The 15,848-nt window shown below is 72.4% G+C and carries 11 protein-coding genes and 1 pseudogene; 5 read left to right on the forward strand and 7 right to left on the reverse strand.

Annotated elements, in window-relative coordinates; all coding sequences use genetic code 11:
* The gene (locus AB0J33_RS08600; protein WP_363611418.1) at positions 1-1,266 is read right to left on the reverse strand and encodes a PspC domain-containing protein; all 1,266 of its coding nucleotides are present in this window, start codon (positions 1,264-1,266) and stop codon (positions 1-3) included.
* A gap of 157 nt (positions 1,267-1,423) precedes the next feature.
* Between AB0J33_RS08600 and AB0J33_RS08605 the strand changes: the two genes are divergently transcribed.
* From AB0J33_RS08605 to AB0J33_RS08615, 3 genes and pseudogenes are all read left to right on the forward strand, one after another.
* Entirely contained in the window at positions 1,424-3,229 is a 1,806-nt protein-coding gene (locus tag AB0J33_RS08605) for a PspC domain-containing protein (protein ID WP_363611419.1), read from the forward strand.
* Positions 3,226-3,408, forward strand: a pseudogene (locus AB0J33_RS08610) (hypothetical protein); the annotation flags it as partial. The gene AB0J33_RS08605 and the pseudogene AB0J33_RS08610, both read left to right, overlap by 4 nt.
* Before the next feature lie 706 nt (positions 3,409-4,114).
* Complete coding sequence (locus AB0J33_RS08615; protein WP_363611420.1) at positions 4,115-5,368, forward strand: phosphatidylserine decarboxylase; 1,254 nt, start codon at positions 4,115-4,117, stop codon at positions 5,366-5,368.
* A 57-nt stretch (positions 5,369-5,425) separates the two neighbouring features.
* On the opposite strand, the gene AB0J33_RS08620 is transcribed toward AB0J33_RS08615, so the two are convergent.
* From AB0J33_RS08620 to AB0J33_RS08630, 3 genes are all read right to left on the reverse strand, one after another.
* Entirely contained in the window at positions 5,426-6,376 is a 951-nt protein-coding gene (locus tag AB0J33_RS08620) for a CDP-alcohol phosphatidyltransferase family protein (RefSeq protein WP_363611422.1), read from the reverse strand.
* Positions 6,377-6,721: 345 nt separating this feature from the next.
* Positions 6,722-7,654, reverse strand: coding sequence for an NUDIX domain-containing protein (locus AB0J33_RS08625; protein ID WP_363611424.1), 933 nt, complete (start codon positions 7,652-7,654; stop codon positions 6,722-6,724).
* Between the two features lie 626 nt (positions 7,655-8,280).
* On the reverse strand, positions 8,281-9,231 hold the full coding sequence (locus AB0J33_RS08630) for an NUDIX domain-containing protein (protein ID WP_363611426.1): 951 nt from the start codon (positions 9,229-9,231) through the stop codon (positions 8,281-8,283).
* Positions 9,232-9,374: 143 nt separating this feature from the next.
* Here AB0J33_RS08630 and AB0J33_RS08635 point away from each other — a divergent pair, with 143 nt between their 5' ends.
* Positions 9,375-9,743, forward strand: a complete 369-nt coding sequence (locus AB0J33_RS08635; protein WP_363611428.1) for a PspC domain-containing protein — start codon at positions 9,375-9,377, stop codon at positions 9,741-9,743.
* Between the two features lie 7 nt (positions 9,744-9,750).
* Here the strand turns inward: AB0J33_RS08635 and guaA are convergent, their stop codons facing one another.
* Both guaA and AB0J33_RS08645 read right to left on the reverse strand, forming a co-directional pair.
* The gene (gene guaA / locus AB0J33_RS08640; protein WP_363611430.1) at positions 9,751-11,307 is read right to left on the reverse strand and encodes a glutamine-hydrolyzing GMP synthase; all 1,557 of its coding nucleotides are present in this window, start codon (positions 11,305-11,307) and stop codon (positions 9,751-9,753) included.
* A gap of 66 nt (positions 11,308-11,373) precedes the next feature.
* On the reverse strand, positions 11,374-13,071 hold the full coding sequence (locus tag AB0J33_RS08645) for a GMC family oxidoreductase (protein WP_363611432.1): 1,698 nt from the start codon (positions 13,069-13,071) through the stop codon (positions 11,374-11,376).
* 145 nt (positions 13,072-13,216) lie between these two features.
* Here AB0J33_RS08645 and AB0J33_RS08650 point away from each other — a divergent pair, with 145 nt between their 5' ends.
* Entirely contained in the window at positions 13,217-14,335 is a 1,119-nt protein-coding gene (locus AB0J33_RS08650) for an LCP family protein (RefSeq protein ID WP_363611434.1), read from the forward strand.
* A 6-nt stretch (positions 14,336-14,341) separates the two neighbouring features.
* On the opposite strand, the gene AB0J33_RS08655 is transcribed toward AB0J33_RS08650, so the two are convergent.
* Positions 14,342-15,799: a M1 family metallopeptidase gene (locus tag AB0J33_RS08655; RefSeq protein ID WP_363611436.1), complete on the reverse strand. Its 1,458-nt coding sequence runs from the start codon at positions 15,797-15,799 to the stop codon at positions 14,342-14,344.
* Between the last annotated feature and the right edge of the window lie 49 nt (positions 15,800-15,848).

Raw genomic sequence — 15,848 nt, forward strand, 5'->3', positions numbered from 1 at the left:
TCATCTGTTCCTCTCCGCTGCGGACGGGTCCCGGGAGATCGGCAGGATCAACCGGACCTCGGTCCCCTCCCCCGGGCCGGACCGGATTTCGGCCCGTCCGCCGTGCCGCTTCATCCGCCCGATGATCGAGCCGCGTACGCCGTGCCGGTGGTCCTCCACGGTATCCGGATCGAAGCCCTTCCCCCGGTCCCGGACGAAGACGCTGACCTGATCCGGCTCCACCTCGGCGTAGAGGGACACGGTCTGCACGCCGGCGTGCCGGGCGGCGTTCACCAGCGCCTCCCGCGCCGCCGCGACCAGCGCGCCGACCTTCTCGTCGGTCTCCCGATCACCCACCACCACCGTCTCCACGCTGATCGCGAAGGTGTCCTCGACCTCGGCCGCGGCCTGCTCCAGCGCGGCGGCGAAGCGCTCACTCGGCGACGCGGTCGGCTTGTAGAGCCAGTTGCGCAGCGAACGCTCCTGGCCCCGGGCCAGCCGCTGCACCGTCTTGACGTCGCCGGCGTTGCGCTGGATCAGCGCCAGGGTGTGCAGCACCTGGTCGTGCACCATCGCGGCCAACTCGGCCCGCTCCTGCTCGCGGATGCGCCCCTCGCGCTCCGAGCGGAGCTGGCTGTACGTCCGCCAGAGCACCGGCGCGGCGACCACGCCGACACCGGCCAGACCGACCAGCGCGAAGATCACGCCATTGATCACCGCGTCGAAGTTCTGCGCTGGCGAGTAGACGGCCGCGACACCGATGATGCCGACCGCGACGAGGACTCCCCCGCCGATGAACCGGAGCACGAACGCCCGCCGGTCGCTCTCCTCGACGACCGCGCCGAGCCAGGGCACCGGCATCGCGTCACCCCACTGCCGCCGCCGCTCGGGCGCGGACTGGTGCCAGATGACCCCGGCGCCGACCGCGATGATGGCCACCAGCCAACCGGCGGTGCCCGCCGCACCCACCGAGTCGAAGACCATCACCTGGATCAACAGCACACCGAGCCCGATCCCCACGAACGGCAGGAGTTGGGCGACGTCCCGCCGGGGCGGCACCGCGGTGTCACCGGGACGCAGCGGCACCACCGCCCAGAACGCCGCGTAGAGCAGCAGGCCGAGCCCGCTCAGCCCGAGCAGGACCATGAACGCGACGCGTACCCGCAGCACCGAGATGCCGAGGTGGTCGGCGATGCCGGCGGCGACGCCCGCGGCCATCCGGTGCTCGGGGGCGCGGTAGAGCCGCGGGGGCGGGGTCGCGATGCTGATCGGAGGCTCCCTGGTCACGGTGGCGGGCGGGGGTCGAGGTCGGTGACTCGATCGTCACACGCTGCGGCGTCCGCGACCACGGGGACGCCCCCGACATTCCGGCCGCCGGATCTCAGGGTGGGGTCAGGGTCGGGTCCTGAGGTCGCTCGGGTGCGCCCGGCAGCAGGATCGAAGCATGACCGAGGAAGCTGCCCCGCCACCCCGACCGGGGTCGGCACAGCCGGGCGGTTCAGCACCGCCCCCGCCCGCCGCGACGCCCACCGAATGGACCGAACCCCGCACGTTCGGTCCGCACGCCGGCACCGGCGCCACCGCCGACTCCGCACCCGGCGGTCCGGCCGGCGGCTACGGGCCGCCGCCCACGGCGGGCACCGGGCCGGGCCCGGGGTTCGCGGCGGGCACCGGCTACGGCCCGGGCGGCACGCCACCGGACGGACCGGGTGGTCCCGGCCCGTCCGCACCGCCACCGCCGCTGGGCGGCACCGGCTTCACCTCGCGGTACGGGCTGGTCCGCCCGCGCGAGGGGCGCTATCTGGCCGGCGTCTGCGCGGCGATCGGGCGGGCCACGAACACCGATCCGGTGCTCTGGCGGGTGCTGCTCGCGGTGCTCGGGTTCTTCGGGGGCATCGGCATCCTGGTGTACGTCGCCGCCTGGCTGATCATCCCGAACGAGGGCGACACGGCATCCCCGATCGAGTCCATGCTCGGGCGCGGTCGCTCCAGCATGTCGCCGGTCACAGTGATCGTCCTGGGCATCCTGGTCGCGGCCAGCTTCGCGTACATCGTCACCGACGCCTTCCGGGCGGTGCTGCTCGGCGCGGCAATCCTGGTCGCCGGGGCGCTGCTGCTCAACCGGGACGGCCGCAATCCACGGTCCGGCACCCCCGCCGGACCACCGCCGTCCGGTAACCCGTCCGGCCCGGTCCCGCCGGTGGCCTGGCCCGCGCCGTCGGCCGGCCCGGCGGTGACGCCACCGGTGTTCGGCGCCGATCCGGCGTACGCCCCCGCGACGGCGTCCGCGCCCACCGCCACCATCCCGGCGTACGACGGTGCGCCGACCACCGATCCGCTGCCGTCCACCGCCGCGCAGCCGGTGTCCGGGGTGGGCCCGCTGTCCGGGCAGGCGGCCGGCACGACGGCTGTCCAACCCGGCTGGCCGGCAGCTCCGACGAGCTGGCCGAGCACCGGCATGCCGAGCGCCGGCTGGCCGTCGGCACCGGCGAGCAGCACACCCACTGCCCCAGCCGGTTATCCGACCGCCTCGCCGCCCTCCGGTTACCGCCCCCCGTTCGCGCCGCACGGCCCGTACGCGTCGCCAGCCCCGGCCGCGGCCCCTCCGCGCAAGCCACCGAAGCCGCCGAAGCGCCCCAAGGAGCGTTCGCCGCTCGGCGCGGTGACCTTCTCGCTGATCTTCCTTGTCCTCGGCTTCGTCGCCCTGCTCGACCTGCTGGACGTCTTCACCATCAGCGCCTCGGCGTACTTCGCGGCCGCGTTGGCCACGATCGCCCTGGGGCTGCTGGTCGGCACCTGGTTCGGGCGGGCCCGCTGGCTCATCGCGCTCGGCCTGGTGACCGCTGCGGCGTTGGGCACGGCGACGGTCGCCGAGTCCTACGACCGGATCCGGGGCGTCGACGGTGCGGTGACCTGGGCGCCGACCGACTACCGCGACCTCGCCGACCGGTACGAGAACAGCTTCGGTGACGCCGTGCTCGACCTGCGCGGGATCGACTTCGCGAAACGGGACAGCCAGGTGACCGTGGCCATCAACTTCGGCCAGGCGACAGTGGTCGTGCCGCCGAACGTGGACGTCACCACCGTGGCCGACGTCAACGCTGGTGACGCCAAGATCTTCGGCAACCGCTCCGGGGGGCTGGACGGCCGCCTGCGGGAATCCACCGACGTCGGCGCGGACGGGCCCGGCGGCGGGACCCTGCGCCTCTACATCCACGTCAATGCCGGCAACCTGGAGGTGACCCGGTGAAGGCTCACCGCACGGATCTGGTGTCGTTCGCCTTCGGGCTCGTGTTCCTGGCGCTGTCGGCCTGGTGGCTGCTCGCCCAACTGCTCGGGCTCGCGCTGCCACCGGTCGGCTGGTTCCTGGCCAGCGCACTCATCCTGATCGGGGTCTTCGGTCTGGTCGGCGCGCTGCGGTCGAGTCGCCCCAACCAGCCGGAGCCGACCGTCGAGGCGGTCGCACCCGTCTCCGGTACGTCCGTCTCCGGCGCGCCCATCTCCGGTGCGCCCGTGCCGGTCTCCGGTGCCGCCACGTCGACCTCCGGCGCGGCCCTACCGGTCTGGGAAGCCGAACAGTCCAGTTGGGACACTCCCGCCCCGGACCCGACGCTCATCTCGGACCCGACGTACCCCTCGGACCCGACGCTCATTTCGGACCGCACGCCGGCGACGTCGACCAGCGGAGTGCCAGCGGCGGACGCGCCGGCCACCGATGTGATCCACCCGGCCTGGTTGGCGCATCCGCCCTCGGAGCCGCGGACCGAGCCGATCCCCGACCAACCCCACGCCGCGGACGAGGAGCCGACCATCGGGATCCCCGCCCGGCCGACCCCATCCGAGGGGAACGAGCCGACCCGGTCCGACCAGCCGGGCAAGGATGCCGGCGACCAGTCGGGCGAGGCCACCGGCTACCGGCCGGACGACGAGCGGGACAGGCGGGAGAGGCCGCGCGGGGACGCCTGACCTCGGGGGCCCGGTGGCGTCGGCCCAGCGCATCGCCACGGCGGTGCGGCCGGCGCGGACGGACGCATATGCTGGCCGGTGGAGTCTCGCCTCCGCCGGCCGGCCCGTCCCCGCCCATGGCGGCCCCGCCGCGATTCCCGTCTCTACCCCCGTCAGGAGCCCGCCCGACATGACCCAGTCCCCCGCCGTGCGTACCACCGGCCGGTCCGGTCCGGTCCGCATCGGCGAGCGAGCCGCCCGTACCCTCGTCGCCGAGCTGGCCCGGATCAACGATGCCAAGGCCGCCCTCCTGGTCGGGGTGAACCCGGACTCCGCGGTGCTGGCCGCAGCGATCGACGCGCTGCTCCCCGGCGACCGGCTCACCGTGGTGCCCGCCGAGCCGGTCGACGCCGCAGCGCTGCGCGAACACGTCACCGCCCAGGGCCGCTGGGTCGCCGACCGGGTGAGCGTCGTCGACTCGCTCGCCGAGGCCGAGGCCGCCGGGGTCGTCATCGCCGGTGAGGTGTTCACCGGCACCGCCGAGGCGGCTCGCGGCGGCATCGAGGGGTTGGCCAAGTACCTGTCCGACGGGGCGGTGCTGAGCGTGGCTACCGTCGCCACGCCCGGCCGCACCGACGGTGCCGCCGCCGAACTGGCCCGGCAGGACGCCCTGTACGGCGTCGGGGCCGACCTGGTGCTGCGCAACTCGCCACCGGTGCGGGTCTACCGACTGCGGTTCACCCCGGCCAGCCCGGCCACGGCTGACAGCCTGGCCCCCGCGTACCGGCCGTCGAGCGTGCCGTTGACCCGGGGGATGCACATCGACTCCAACGGCGTGGCGGCGGCGGGCATCGCGCTGGGCCTGGCGGCGCTGGCCCGGGTGGCGCGTCCGTCGTCCAAACTGTGGCTGCTGCCGGCACTCGCCGCCGGGCCGGTCGCCGCGTTCTTCCGGGATCCCGAGCGGGACGTGCCGGAGGACCCGGCCGCCGTGGTCGCCAGCGCGGACGGCAAGGTCCTGTCGGTGCAACGGCTGCACGACGAGCGCTTCGGCGACGGTGAGTGGCTGCGGATCGCTGTGTTCCTGTCGGTACTCGACGTGCACGTCAACCGCGCCCCGGTCGCCGGCAAGGTGGTGGACTACTTCGTCGCCGACGGCGGGTTCGTCAACGCGATGAAGCCGGACGCCGAGCACAACGTCGCGGCGTACACCGTGCTGGACACCGCCCGCGGCACGGTGGTGGTCGCGCAGCGCACCGGGCTGATCGCCCGCCGGATCGTGCAGCGCGCGCCGATCGGCGCGCTGCTGGCCAAGGGCGAGCGCTTCGGGTTGATCCGGTTCGGCTCCCGGACCGACGTCTACCTGCCCGCCGAGGCCGCGGACCCGCTGGTCGGGCCGGGCGACAAGGTGATCGGCGGTTCCACGGTCATCGCCCGCTGGCGCTGACCCACGAACGAGGAACGGGGCGTCGCTGTCCGCGACGCCCCGTTCCGTCTGCTCAGATCACGCGGTACGACGCTGCCGCAGCCAAAGAACCGGACCGCTGACCAGGTAGCCCACCACGATCAGGGCGAACGTGAGCCGGATGTCGACCAGCGCGCCGATCACCGGGGCCAGCCACAGCCACGGCGGCAGCTTCACCAGGCGGGCGAGCTTGGCGTACGGGAAGCTGGAGACCATCGCGAAGGCCAGCAGCGCCACCCCGGCGACCAGTACGGCGCCGGGCACCGGCAGGCCGATCGCCACGGTCACGGCGAGCACCGCGGCAGCCATGGTGGTGGGCACCCCGCAGAAGAACCGGCCGTCCTTCGGCGAGACGTTGAAGCGGGCCAGTCGGATCGCGGCACACGCCGCGACCAGGGCGCAGGCCACCGCCGCCGCAGCGGTGGAGACGGAGCCGGCGAGCGAGGCGTAGACCACGACCGGCGCGGCGAGACCGAACGAGCACATGTCGGCCAGTGAGTCCATCTGCGCGCCGAACGGGCTGGCCACGCCGAGCCGTCGGGCCAACGCGCCGTCCAGACCGTCGAAGGCGACGCACGCGATCAGGCACAGCGCGGCGATGCGCACCTGGCCCTGCATGGCCAGGAAGATGGCCAGCATGCCGAGCATCAGGCTGGCCAGCGTGCAGGCGTTGACCAGGCCGAACTTCATCCGGCGCGCGATGGTGCGCTCGCCGGGGAGCAACGGGATCGAGCGGGCCTCGTCGACCTGCGCCATCGGCGGCATCGCCGGGCTCACCGGCATGACCACTTCGATCTTCGCTCGGTCCACGCCCAGTGCCGGGTCCACGCCCAGTGTCGGGCGGCTGAGCCGGTCCAGGCCGTAGCGACGGCGCTGCCGGTCGGCATACCGGTGCTCGGTCGGGGCCAGGTCGGTCGGGTGCAGGTCGCCGTCGCGGCGACCGACCCGGACCAACAGCACCTGGCGGGCGAACGTGCTGCTGCGGCGCAAGCGGCCCGCCCAGCGACGCCCTGCGGGGCGCGGACTGTCAGTGGTACGACGCCGGCGCCATGGGGCTCTCGGCACGTTTCCTCCATCACCGGATCTGCTGACCGCCGTGTGGCGGGTGTCCGGCTGTCTCGTGCCGGACCTTGCATGGCCCGGCAGCCGTTTTGCGGAGTACACCATCGCATAGGGGAACATGGCTTGGCGATAGCTGCCGGCGGTACTTATATCTGGCTTAAACCGCTCGAACCGCTCGGTTGTTCCCATCCCGGGCTTCATCGCCCGTTTCCTCCATCATTCCCGCCTTTGACTGTACCGGAGGGTCACCATCTCGGCTCACCGAGCGGGGTGCTATCGGCCACTCTGCCCGATTGCCGAGGCAGCGATGTCGCTCAACGGCAGGTCAACCGCCTCGGCGCGGGTGAACCAACCCGCCCGAGCCGTCGAGCCGCCAGCGGACTCGGTCACCATCGCGTCGGTGGGTACGTCCACCAACACCCGATAGATCACCCGTACGCCGTGCCAGTCCAGAGGCCGACCCTCCGGGCCCAGTGCGGCCGGGTTGTGCAGGTTGTTCACTCCGAGAAGCTCCACCACCCGGCCGACCTGACCACCCTCCTCGACCAACTCGCGGAGCAGACCGGTAGCCGGCTGCTCACCGTGATCGGTGCCACCACCGGGCAGATGCCACAGGCCAGCCCCCGGGTAACCCTCCGCGATCTGGGTGAGCAGGATCCGCCCGGCAGGGTTGGTGACCAGCCCGTACGCCCCGAAGCGCAGCCGACGGTCGGGGTGCGACGACGGGAACGGGTCGCGCGTCTGGTGCGCTCCGGGCGGCAGCGGGGTGACCGGCAGGCCGAGCGCCTCGGCGGTGAACGGGGTCAGCGGCAGTTGCGCGATCTCCTCCAGGGGAAGCCAGCGGGCCTCGTCAACCGAGCCAGCCCCGGCGTCACGCAACGCACCCTCGGCCCGCCCGTTCTCGGCCCGCCCGTGGGACGTGCTGAGTTCGAACAGCAACCGGTCGGTGTGCAGCGCGACCTTTTCCTCCGCAGAGGTGGTGACATCGGCGACCACCGCGACCAGTCGCGTCACCGTCACGGTCAGCCCGACCTGTGCGGCGACCGCGCGGATCACGGTGCGCTCCGGGTGCTCCGCATGCCCAACGGCACCGCCCGGCAACCGCCAGAACCCCGGGAACTCACCCTCCGCCCCGTCGCGCAGCATCAGGACCCGACCCGAATCCCGCAACAGCCCATAGGCCCCGACTCGCCGCGTGAATTGCACTCTCGCCCACCCCCGGTTTCGCACCCCAGATCAGTCGATCATGAAGTTGTCGCCCATCCATCCTGCGCCCTGACAATAACTTCATGATCAATGCGAGAACGTCGTGATCAAGGCGCGGTGAAGCGTGGAAGACCCCGCCGAGCTGGCGGGCCAGCGCACTCGGGGCTCGGGATGGGCTGAGCCGGCCGATGATCGCCTGGCGGAAGATCCCAGCTGCCCCAGCTGCCCTCTTCGGGGGCCATCCGACCTCAAGATCGCGCAATATCCAGGATGTAGTGGCCTCGGCCGCCGGTGATGCCACTACATCCTGGTTCGAGCGTGACCTTGTCCGCAGCGGACGCGCGAAACCCCTCCCGGTCACTCGGGGACGGTGCTGTCGTCAAGATCCGCACAGTTTCAGGGATGTTGCTGTCTCCGCGTCGCGGAGGCAGCAACATCGGGAAAGTTGCTCGGATCTTGGGCGCGAGGCGCAAGGGCGCGAGACACGGGCGCAAGGCACGAGACACGGGCGCAAGGCACGAGACACGGGCGCAAGGGCGCGAGACACGGGCGCGAGGGTGCGAGGCGCGGACGTGGGAACGGCCGGCGGCGCGGCGGGCCGCCGGCCCCTCACGGACGGGTCGGGGTCAGGTGAGCTGCGCTGCCTGGACTGCCTCGGCGGTCACCTCGGTGAGGCGGTCGGTGGGGAGGGCGCCCAGTTCCTCGCGGGCGAACCAGCGGGCCTCGCAGGTGGAGCCACCGACGTCGGCGACGGTCAGCGGGTTGGGCTGGTCGACGACGACCCGGTAGAAGGCGCGTACGCCATGCCAGTCGATGGGGTAGCCCTCGGGGCCGAGCGAGGCGGCGTCGCGGTGGCTGGCGACGCCGAGCAGCTCGACGAGGCGGCCGGCCTGGCCGGTCTCCTCGACCAGCTCTCGGATGAGGGCCGCGCCGGGCTGCTCGCCGTAGTCGGTGCCGCCGCCAGGCAGGTGCCAGCAGCCGGCGCCCGGGTAGCCGTCGGAGATGCGGGTCAGCAGTACCCGGCCGGCGGGGTCGGTGCAGACCGCGTACGCGGCGAAGCGCTGGGCCCGGTGCAGACCGTCGGGGCCGGGCACGGCGTAGAAGGAGGGGAACTCGGGTGCCTCGTCGGGCACCACGTCGGCCGAGGAGGCGGGCAGCCCGAGGGCGCGTGCGGTGAACGAGCGCAGCGGCAGGTCGCGCGCCTCGTCGAGGGTGTACCACCGGGCCAGGTCGGTGGGGCGTTCGCCGGCCCGGTCGGCGAGGGTGCCGCCCCGCACCGCCACCCGGTAGATCAGCCGGTCGGTGTGGATGGTGATGCCCCGATCCGGGAGTGCCCGCATGTCGGCGAGCACGTCGGCCAGGCCGGAGACGGCGACCGATAGGCCGGTTTCGGCGGCGGTTTCACGAACGACCGTGTGGTTTGGATCCTCGCCGTGGTCGACCGCGCCGCCGGGCAGCGACCACGCACCGGGGGTGCCGGAGCGCTCCGACGCGCGGACCAGCAGGACTCGGCCGCTTGAATCAGCACAAACTGCGTATGCCGCGATCCTGCGGAGCGGCTTCAGCAAGGTGGTCACGGAAGCAAATTCTCCCCGGGCCGGGTTACCGGAACGGAAAAGAGTCGGATTCCTGACTGTCTGACCCCGATCAGGGATGGGTCAGGGTATTGATCCGGGCGGTCACCGAGGGCGAGTCGAGCGTCGGCGTGGACCGTGGAGGTATGACATCGACCACCGCTCCCCACGCCCCGTACAAGCAGCTTCGGCGCCCCACCACCGACCGCATGGTCGCCGGGGTCGCCAGCGGCGTCGGCCGCTACTTCGCCGTCGATCCCACCCTGGTCCGGGTGGTCTTCGCGGTCACCGGTCTGCTCACCGGCGGGCTCGCGCTGCTCGCGTACCCGATCATGTGGTTTTTGATGCCGGAGGAGCCGACCGGCGCCCCGGCCTGGCCGCACACCGCGGGCGTCGCGCCGCACAACGGCCCGCCGCCCACCGCCGGGCCCGCGCCCGGTGGGCTCACGCCGGGGTACGCCCCGACGCAGCCCTACCCGCCGGCGACCCCGTTCGGGCCGCCGCCGGCCGCCTGAGCGGCGCTCACTCCCACTCGATGGTGCCCGGCGGCTTGCTGGTGACGTCCAGGACCACCCGGTTCACCTCGGCGACCTCGTTGGTGATCCGGGTGGAGATCCGGGCCACCACGTCGTAGGGCAACCGGGACCAGTCGGCGGTCATGGCGTCCTCGCTGGAGACCGGGCGCAGCACCACGGGGTGCCCGTAGCTGCGCCCGTCTCCCTGCACGCCGACGCTTCGCACGTCGGCGAGCAGCACCACCGGGAACTGCCAGACGCCCCGGTCGAGGCCGGCGGCGGTCAGCTCCTCGCGGGCGATCAGGTCGGCCTGGCGAAGCAGGTCGAGCCGTTCCTGGTCGACCGCACCGATGATCCGGATGGCCAGGCCGGGGCCGGGGAACGGGTGCCGCCAGACCATCGCCTCGGGCAGGCCCAGCTGGAGGCCGAGCGCCCGGACCTCGTCCTTGAACAGGGTGCGCAGCGGCTCGACCAGCGCGAACTTCAGGTCCTCCGGGAGGCCGCCGACGTTGTGGTGGCTCTTGATGTTGGCGGTGCCGGTGCCGCCGCCGGATTCCACCACGTCGGGGTAGAGGGTGCCCTGGACGAGGAACTCCACGTCACCGTGGGCGGCGATCTCGCGGGCCGCGGCCTCGAACACCCGAATGAACTCCCGGCCGATGATCTTGCGCTTCTGCTCCGGGTCGGTCACGCCGGCGAGCGCGCCGAGGAACCGGTCGGCGGCGTCGACCACCTTCAGCTTGATGCCGGTGGCGCCCACGTAGTCCTTCTCGACCTGCTCGGCCTCACCGGCGCGCAGCAGCCCGTGATCGACGAAGACGCAGGTGAGCTGGTCACCGACCGCCCTGTGCACAAGGGCCGCGGCGACGGCGGAGTCCACCCCGCCGGACAGGCCGCAGATGACCTCCTTGTCGCCGATCTGGGCGCGGATCCGGGCGATCTGCTCGTCGATGATGTTCTCGGGCGTCCAGGTCGGCTCGATGCCGGCGATGTCGTAGAGGAAGCGGGTCAGCATCTCCTGACCGTGCGCGGTGTGCCCGACCTCCGGGTGGAACTGCACGCCGGCCCGACGCCCGGCCAGGTCCTCGAAGGCGGCGACCGGCGCGCCCGCCGACTCGGCGGTCACCGTGAAGCCCTCGGGCGCCTCGGTGACGCAGTCGCCGTGGCTCATCCAGACCGGCAGGTCCGCCGGCAGGTCACGGAGCAGCACACCGGGGTCGAGGAGGCGGGGGCGCAGCGGGGTGCCGCCGTACTCCCGGTTGCCGGTCCTGGTGACCGTGCCGCCGAGCGCCTGGGCCATCGCCTGGAAGCCGTAGCAGATGCCGAAGACCGGCACGTCGGCGCTGAACACGCCCGCGTCGATCTGCGGCGCGTCCGGGGCGTAGACGCTGGACGGACCACCGGAGAGGATGATCGCGGCGGGGTTCTTCGCCAGCATCTCGGCGATCGGCATCGAGTGCGGCACGATCTCGGAGTAGACCTTCGCCTCGCGAACCCGGCGCGCGATGAGCTGGGCGTACTGGGCTCCGAAGTCCACCACGAGGACGGGGCGAGGCAGGCTCATGTGCACAAAGCCTACCGACAGTCACCGCCACCCCCTGCACCGGCTCGCCGCGTAGGCCGGCGGGGTTCAGGAACGCAACGCGCCCGGGGCGTCCGCCGGGACCGCCGGGTGGTGCGGGGGTACGGGTGGGAGGCGGCGGTACGGGGTGCCGAGGGGCGGTCGGGGGTCCTCCTCGCCCCGGTTGGGCCAGAAGGACATCGCCCGTTCCGCCTGCGCCGTGATCGTCAGGGAGGGGTTCACGCCGAGGTTGGCCGAGACCGCGGCGCCGTCGACCACGTGCAGCCCGGGGTGCCCGTACACCCGGTGCCAGGGGTCGACCACCCCGTCGGCCGGGGTGGCGCCGATGACCGCCCCGCCCAGGATGTGCGCGGTCATCGGAATGTCGAACGGCTCGGTGAGCGAGCCGCCCGGGGTGCCGCCGATCTCGTCGGCGAGCATCCGGGCCGCGATGTTGCCGGCCGGGATCCAGGTGGGGCTGGGCGTGCCGTGGCCCGGGCCGGTGACCAACCTGTCGCCGAGCGGGCCACGCCGCCAACGGGTGGTCAGCGAGTTGTCCACCGACTGCATGACCAGGGCGATCACCGTTCGTTCCGACCAGCCGCGCACCGACAGCATCCGCGCGGCCAACCGGGGTTGCCGCACGATGCTGTCCAGCCAGCGGCGTACCCGGTGCGGGCCGCCGTCGACCAGCAGCGACTGGAGCAGACCCATCGCGTTGGAGCCCCGCCCGTAGCGGACCGGCTCGATGTGCGTCTGCGGGTCGGGGTGGAACGAGCTGGTGATGGCCACCCCCTCGGTGTAGTCCAACCGCTCGGACCGGGCCCGCTGTCGTGGCACCGAGGCACCGAGGATCGCCTCCGAGTTGGTCCGGGTCAGCTCACCGAGGCGGGGCGAGAGCCCGGGTAGTGCTCCGTCGGCCCGCATCGCGTGCAGCAACCGCTGGGTGCCCAGCGCCCCGGCGGCGAGGACCACCTGGTCGGCGTGGACGACCTGCCGACCCTTGCGCAGCCAGGCGCCGGTGCGTTCGGTGTGCACCTGGTACCCGCCACCGTCCACGGGTCGCACGGCGGTCACCGTGGTCAACGGACGGACCGTCACCCCGAGCCGCTCCGCGAGCCAGAGGTAGTTCTTCACCAGCGTGTTCTTCGCCCCGTGCCGGCAGCCGGTCATGCACGAGCCGCAGTGCAGGCAGCCGGTGCGTTCCGGGCCGACGCCACCGAAGTACGGGTCGGCGACCCGCTGACCGGGCCGGCCGATGTGCACGCCCACCGGGGTGGCGTGGAAGGTGTGCCCCACCCCCATCCGCTCGGCCACCGCGCGCATGGCCCGGTCCGCGCCGGTGTCCAGCGGGTACGTGGTGACGCCGAGCATCCGTTTCGCCTGGTCGTAGTGGCGGGCCAGCTCGTCGCGCCAGTCGGTGATGTCCCGCCACTGCGGGTCGGCGTAGAAGGCCGGCAGCGGTTCGTAGAGGGTGTTCGCGTAGACCAGCGAACCGCCGCCCACCCCGGCGCCGGAGAGCACCAGCACCCCGCCGCCGAACCTGCGGTCGGCCGCCCTGAGCAGGGTGAGCCGTTGGATGCCGTAGCAGCCCAGCCTCGGCGCCCACAGGAAGCGGCGGGCACGCCAGGACGTCCGCGGGAACTCGTCGTCGGCGAAGCGGCGGCCGGCTTCCAGCACCGCGACCGAATAACCCTTCTCGGCCAGTCGGAGCGCGGTGACGCTGCCGCCGAAGCCGGACCCGATGACGACCACGTCGTACCGCATGGACGCATCATTACTCGCGAGTAGCGCTCGCGCCAGCGGCACTTTTCGCGCGATCATGCACCGGCCGTCCGACCCGGCGCCACCCGGCCGCAACCCGGGGCACCCGTCGGAGCGTTGTTCAGCAGACGGGTGGAAGGAATCCAAAATGGTTCTCGGGTCGATGGCGCCGCGCCGACGGTGGCTGCTGCTGGGGCTGACGGCCCTCGCCGTCGTCGCGCTGATCGCGGCCGGCACGGTGGTGGTCACCCGGCTGACCGGCGACGACAAGCCGAGCGGCGCTCCGGTGGCCGGCTCACCGACCCCGTCGCCGATCGTCACGCCGACCCCGAGCCCCAGCGGTCCACCACCGGGCGCGGACATCACCGGCCCGCTCAACCTGCTGCTGGTCGGTGTGGACACCCGGGTCAGCGTGCCCGGCTGGGAGCCGCACTCGGACGCCGTGCTGGTGCTGCACGTACCCAAGGGGTTGGACCGGGCGTACCTCTTCTCGCTCCCCCGCGACCTGCTGGTGGACATCCCGGCGTTCCCGAAGGCCGGCTACAAGGGCGGCAAGACCAAGCTCACGCACGCGATGAGCTTCGGCAGCCGGGTGCCGGGCAAACCCAAACAGCCGAGCACGGCCCAGGGGTACGAGCTGCTGCGCAGCACGGTCAGCGGTTACACCGGGCTGCGCATCGACGCCGGCGCGGTGCTCACGTTCAACGGGTTCGACCGGCTGGTGAACGCCCTGGGCGGGGTGGACATCTATGTGGACCAGCGGGTCGCCTCGCTGCACCGCCGGCCGGACGGCAAGTACCGGCAGAGCGCGCCGGGCGGATACACCGGGCCGCAGCAGGTCTACGAGAAGGGCGAGCGGCACCTGAACGGCTGGCAGGCGCTGGACTACGCGCGGCAGCGCTACATCACCGGCGGTGACTACGCGCGGCAGCGTCACCAGCAACAGCTCGTCCGGGCGATGACCCGCAAGATCCTGGACGAGGGCCTGGCCCGGCAACCGGAGCGGGTCGACCAGGTGGTCTCCGCGCTGGGCGACACGCTTGTCTACGTGGGCGGGCGCCGGATCGTCGACATCGCGTACGCCCTGGGTGGCTTGCCGGAGAACCGCTTCACGCTGGTCGGTCTGCCCGGCTCCGGTGTCGGCAAGGGCAGCGCCTACCGGGGCGAGCAGCTGACCACCGAGGGTCGGACGTTCCTCACCGAACTCCGCGCCGGCCGCGCCGACGCCTACCTGGCCGCCCACCCCAAGCTGGTCGTCAAGAACTGACTCCGCTCAGAGCCGTTTGGGCAGGGCGGGCCTCTTGGTGCCGTAGAGCCAGGCGTCGAAGAGCGCGTCGAGCTGCTTGCCGGAGATGCGCTCGGCCAGGGCCACGAACTCGGCGGTGGTGGCGGTGCCGTTGCGCTTCTCCGCCGCCCAGGTCTTGACGATCTCGAAGAACGCCTTGTCGCCGACGGCCACCCGCAGGGCGTGCAGGGTCATGCCACCGCGCTGGTAGACCGACTCGCTGAACAGCCCCGCCACGCCGGGCTTGCCCGGCGGTGTCCGCCACACCTGCGCGGTCATCCGGGCGTACCGGCTGTCGAACGCCTCCTTGGCGGTGTACGCCCTGGTGTGCTCGGCCCAGAGCCACTCCGCGTACGTCGCGAAGCCCTCGTTGAGCCAGATGTCCTCCCACTTGGCCAACGCGACGCTGTTGCCGAACCACTGGTGCGCCAGCTCGTGCGCGACGACCTCGGTGTTCTCGCCCTGCCGGAAGAAGCTCGCCGAGTAGACCGGCCGGCTCTGCGTCTCCAGCGCGTAGGAAATCCGGCTGTCGGAGATCACCACCCCGCCGTACGCGTCGAACGGGTACGGCCCGAACACGCTCTCCAGGTAGTCGGCCACCGTGACGGTCTGGGCGATGGACTCGTCCGCGTCGCCCTTGGCCACGGTGGTGCTGACCGCGCTGTAGACCGGACGGCTCTTGTGCTCTCCGGTGGTGATCCGGAACTTGCCGATCACCAGCGTGCTCAGGTAGCTGGCCATCGGTGACTTCTCCGACCATTTCCAGGTGGTCCAGCCGCCCGTGCTGGCCTTGCCGCCGGGAACGCCGTTGCTGATGGCGGTCAGACCGTCCGGAACGGTGACCTCGAAATCGTAGGCGGCCTTGTCCGACGGGTGGTCGTTGACCGGGAACCAGGTGCTTGCCGACTCGGGCTGGCCCAGCGCGATGGCACCGTCTGAGGTGTGTAGGAAGCCGCCGTCACCGAGCGTCTCGTTCGTCAACGGCTTCGGCTTACCGGCGTAGGTGACCTCGGCGACGAACCCGTTGCCGTTGATCAGACCGGAGGCCGGTTTGATCACCAACTCGTTCCGTTTGCGGCTGTGGGTCGCCGGGACGCCGTCCACGGTGACCGCGCTGACGGTCAGGCCGGCCAGGTCGAGGTTGAACGCCGACAGGTCGGCCGTCGCGGTGGCCCGCACGGTGGTCGTACCCGTCAACTGGTCCTTGGCCGGGTCGTAGCGCACCTTCACCGTGTACCGCGCGACGTCGTAGCCGCCGTTGCCGTAGCTCGGGAAGTAGGCGTCGCCGACCCCGTCGGCGCCGGCGGTGAACGTCCGCGACGGCGTGGGGGACGCACTCGGTGGTGGCGCCCCCTCCGGGGCCGCCGAGTCGCATCCGGACAGCGCGAGTGCCCCGGTCACCAGCAGACCGCCAGCCATCCGCAGTCTGTGCCGCGTCCCCCGCATCCCACACCCTCTCCGCACGGTGGCCGGTCACGGCCTCCGCCGCCCCGCG

This window comes from Micromonospora sp. NPDC049645 (assembly GCF_040675155.1).
GTDB lineage: Bacteria > Actinomycetota > Actinomycetes > Mycobacteriales > Micromonosporaceae > Micromonospora.